Annotated in this window: 1 protein-coding gene; it reads right to left on the reverse strand. The window is 60.1% G+C overall.

The features are described 5' to 3' along the window. Window positions 1–16: 16 nt before the first annotated feature. Window positions 17–768, reverse strand: a protein-coding gene (locus JQC81_RS32565) for an IS5 family transposase (RefSeq protein ID WP_203275885.1) whose coding sequence is annotated in 2 segments (ribosomal slippage) — window positions 17–438 and window positions 438–768 — 753 coding nt in all. Because the reading frame shifts where the segments join, the coding sequence is not laid out codon by codon here. Window positions 769–819: the final 51 nt, after the last annotated feature.

The raw sequence follows: 819 nt of genomic DNA on the forward strand, positions 1-819 counted from the left end.
TAAGGCTTGTGGGGATTCATCGTGAATTGATGACGGCGGCGGCGAGATAGATCATTGCGGAGAAGCTTTGGTCGGTCTTGTCGGCTCTCATGGCAATGCGCTTGAACTCCTTGAGCTTGCAGAAGAAATTTTCGATGAGATGCCGCCATTGGTAGAGTTCGCGGTCGAGCGGCAGGGGTCTTGCGCGTCTTGGGTGCTGAGAGATGACGATCTTGGCACCGCGCGCATTGAGATCGGCCACGATGGTATCGCTGTCGAAGGCCTTATCGGCAATGAGACCGCCGAAATCGACCCCTTCGATCAGCGGCGCGACACCGACCGTGTCGAAGCGATGGCCGGGCAGGAGCTCGAAGCGCACAAGATTGCCGAGCCCGTCGGTCAACGCGAGGATCTTGGTGGTCATGCCACCCTTGGAGCGGCCTATGGCCTGGCTCTCAGTCCCCCTTTTGCGCCTTGTCCGTGGCGGTGGACCTTGACGATGGTGGCGTCGACCATCGCGTATTCCAGGTCGGGTTCATCCGAGCAGGCCTGGAAGAGCTTCACGAACACATCGGCCTTGCGCCAGTCGCTGAAGCGGCGAAACGCCGTGCTCCAGTTCCCGAAATGTGCCGGCAGGTCGCGCCATGGCGAGCCGGTTCGCACGATCCACAGCACCGCCTCGATGAAGCGGCGGTTGTCGCTGCCGCTGCGTCCGGGGTCGGTTGGCTTACCCAGACAATGCGGCTCCATCTTCGCCCATTGGGCGTCCGTCAAGACATAGCGATCCATCAAGAGCTTGAATCATAAGCCCAACCTCATGTGAATCCCCACAGACCTTAG

The sequence above is a fragment of the Microvirga arabica genome (genome assembly GCF_016811235.1).
Taxonomy (GTDB): domain Bacteria; phylum Pseudomonadota; class Alphaproteobacteria; order Rhizobiales; family Beijerinckiaceae; genus Microvirga; species Microvirga arabica.